This window comes from Sulfurospirillum tamanense (genome assembly GCF_016937535.1).
GTDB lineage: Bacteria > Campylobacterota > Campylobacteria > Campylobacterales > Campylobacteraceae > Sulfurospirillum_B > Sulfurospirillum_B tamanense.
In genome coordinates this window covers 1-2,916 of sequence record NZ_JAFHKK010000054.1, presented here as the reverse complement: position 1 = coordinate 2,916, position 2,916 = coordinate 1, and the positions used below count along the sequence as shown (strand labels likewise).

The 2,916-nt window shown below is 42.1% G+C and carries 5 protein-coding genes; 4 read left to right on the top strand and 1 reads right to left on the bottom strand.

Annotated elements, in window-relative coordinates:
- The first annotated feature begins 167 nt into the window (after positions 1-167).
- From JWV37_RS12870 to JWV37_RS12540, 4 genes are read left to right on the top strand one after another with little or no spacing between them, the layout of a single operon-like run.
- A complete protein-coding gene (locus JWV37_RS12870; RefSeq protein WP_275898390.1) occupies positions 168-302 on the top strand; it encodes a hypothetical protein in 135 nt (44 codons plus the stop codon).
- Entirely contained in the window at positions 299-1,087 is a 789-nt protein-coding gene (locus JWV37_RS12550) for a BON domain-containing protein (RefSeq protein ID WP_205460220.1), read from the top strand. The genes JWV37_RS12870 and JWV37_RS12550 overlap by 4 nt, the downstream gene beginning before the upstream one ends.
- A 12-nt stretch (positions 1,088-1,099) precedes the next feature.
- Entirely contained in the window at positions 1,100-1,249 is a 150-nt protein-coding gene (locus tag JWV37_RS12545; protein WP_205460217.1) for a lmo0937 family membrane protein, read from the top strand.
- A gap of 24 nt (positions 1,250-1,273) precedes the next feature.
- Positions 1,274-1,564 carry a sll1863 family stress response protein gene (locus tag JWV37_RS12540; RefSeq protein ID WP_205460215.1) on the top strand — a complete coding sequence of 97 codons (291 nt, stop codon included), beginning with the start codon at positions 1,274-1,276 and terminating at the stop codon, positions 1,562-1,564.
- A 208-nt stretch (positions 1,565-1,772) separates the two neighbouring features.
- On the opposite strand, the gene JWV37_RS12535 is transcribed toward JWV37_RS12540, so the two are convergent.
- Positions 1,773-2,582, bottom strand: a complete 810-nt coding sequence (locus JWV37_RS12535) for an aldo/keto reductase family protein (protein ID WP_205460213.1) — start codon at positions 2,580-2,582, stop codon at positions 1,773-1,775.
- Between the last annotated feature and the right edge of the window lie 334 nt (positions 2,583-2,916).

Here is a 2,916-nt window from a genome sequence, read left to right as displayed (position 1 = left end):
CATGTAAGGATTAAAATAACCAAAAAATAACCTCTTTATTGCATACTGTCACTATGTAAAAGAACGTGCAAGGGCAAACCCCCTTGTGACACTCTTTTACATACGGTCAATATTTAGGATTTTCGTTCTACCCAGTATCTACGCTCTACTCAAAAAAAGGATAGACCATGTACAACAACAAGAGTCAAAACAATGCAAATAATCCAAAAAAAGATGCGCCAAAGATTGCTGATCCAAAAAAAGTGGAGCCAAAAGTAGATCCAAAATTGGACCCAAAAAAAACTGAAGCGATACAAAAATGAACATGCTGCATGATGCGAATGCCATCACGTTTAAGCGTTCGTTCAGCACCGTAGCACTCTCTATTGCTACGGTGGTAGCACTTGGCACATGTGCGTTTGCTTCCACTGCAGATGATGCCATTGAGTCATCTTTCAAAAAAAGCTATATTTATAAGACCTATTTAAAAGATGAAAATGTGAAAATTACTTCCAAAGACGGGGTTGTGGTTCTCTCTGGCGAAGTACTTAACGATACGCACAAGCCTATGGCTGAAAATACAGCCGAAGCCATTGTTGGCGTTAAAAGTGTTAAAAATAACATTGTCGTAAAAGAAGACCGCTCACCTGAAAGCTCTGATACTTGGATTATGATGAAAGTCAAAACAGTACTTGTGTTCAGCGGTAATGTCAGTGCACGAAAAACAGAAGTGGATGTCAAAGACGGTGTCGTTACCTTAAAAGGTACAGCGACGAGTGCGGCTCAAAAAGACCTCACAACCCAGTACGCCAAAGATGTTGAAGGCGTCAAGCGTGTTGTCAACAACATGAAACTTGAAAAAAAAGAAACTTTAGGCGACAAAATAGATGACGCGTCCATTACGGCACAAGTGAAAATGACCCTACTCTCTCGCGCCTCAACCAGTGCCATCACTACCAAAGTCACCACTAAAGACGGTGTTGTCACGGTAAGTGGAAAAGCACAAAATGCGGCTGAAGTGGATCTTGTCACTAAACTTGTCGAAGATGTCGATGGCGTTTCTGCTGTCATCAACACCATGCGTGTTGATGCAACGATGAAGCAATAAAAGGAGATTCCCATGCTGTACACCATCGCACTTTTACTGGTTATTATGTGGGCACTTGGCCTCATTACAAGCTATAGCATGGGAGGGTTTATCCACCTTCTCTTGGTCATTGCACTGGTTGTGGTGCTCGTTAGGATTATTCAAGGCAGACGTGTTTTATGACACATACTCAAAAAAGGAATGACGATGAACAATAAAGAACTTTACTTAAAAAAAGTCCAAACAGAACTCGACGAATGGAAAGCGCAAATCGAGCTTTTTCGCGCAAAAGCAGCCTCTGCGACTGCCGATGGCAAGATTAGCATGAATCAAGACATCAAGGTTCTTGAAGAAAAAGTAGCCGATGGCAAAGCAAAACTTGCGGAGTTGTCAAAATCTTCAGAAAGCACGTATGATGCGATGAAACGAACCTTTGAAACAAAATGGGAAATCATCAAAACTTCCGTCGTTGACATGAGCAAAAAACTCAGTGCTTAAACGCTCAAACGCTGAACTTTCCTTAAAAGGCTCGTTGGGCGGCGGACTTAGACGAAGACGCCATTTACATCCAAGACTGCACTAATAAAACATCTCTTTTTGTCAACCAAACTAAGCAAATTGGATTGGCAAAAAGAGAGCACTTCATGAAAAATAACCCCCTCCTGTTTAACGTCTTCTCGCACGCACCAAAGTTGGTTTTAGTACCTTAAAGAAGTGCGTTGATGCGCTCAATTTCGCCCTCCTCTAGGGTAAAAGAGAAGATGCCTAAATCTTCCCGCATGTGTGCGAGGGATGTTGTTCCATTAAGCGGTGTGATTCCTAGGTGTGTTAAAAACCTGTAGAAAATGGCGGGGGCGGTTTTTTGGTATTTTACACTAAGTTCTAAAACCTCTTTTGAGCCCAAAAGATGGGGGTTGGCGCTTAGTGACCAAAAACTTTGATAAGAGATTTCGTTTTCTTTGCAAAAGGCTCTGAGTTCTTTGTCGTAGGACGTCGTGGCGTAAAATCTATTTTGCAACACCTTTGGCTTGATGGTGGCAACCTCGTAGAGCTTTTTAAAAAGGTCAGCATCATAACAATTGCTTATCCCAATCTGCTTCACATCTCCCTCTCGCACAAACCCTTCAAAGACCCTCCACGCTTTTTCTAGCGCGCTAAAGGGGGAAATCGGGGAATGCAGCACTAAAGAATCCAGATAATCTGTTTGGAGGTTTTCTTTTGAGACGGCTAGGGAAGTTTTGATTTGCTTTTCGATGGGGTCGGCGGGGTCATAAGGGATGGTGCTTGGGTCTTGACCGCCTGGGGGTGTGAATTTTGTTTGCAAGAAAAGGTCTTCTCTTGCGAGATTGTTTTTAGCAAGTGCACGCTGTACTCCCACGCCGACAAGCTTTTCATTGTAATGTTTTGGCTGACACGCCGTGTCTATGGCACGAAAGCCCTGCCCAATAGCGAGCTCCACCAAAGCGGCGGTTTTGTCTTTTTTCCACGCTGTTCCGTAAATCATGGTTGGTTTCATCTGTTCCCCTTTTTCTAGGTAGAACAATCATATCAGATAAATTTTCAATGGGAATAAAAAATGTGGAGTAATAACTAAAAGCACCTAGAAATTTCAAGGCTTTACATGTAAAGGACTTTAGGCATAAAATGGGATTTAAAGTAGCCTCGTCACCGTTTTCCATTTTCCCTCCTAAAGTAGCCTCGTCGCTATTTATTAACATTTTTGTACATTAGCTTTTCCTAGGTTTGTGTTCTGTTCGTTTTGCAATTTCAGGAACTCTTTCCGATGGTGTAATAATTGTGGCTATACTTGTTTGATCGTCAAGTCGTTCATTTAGCAGTTTAGAAAACGG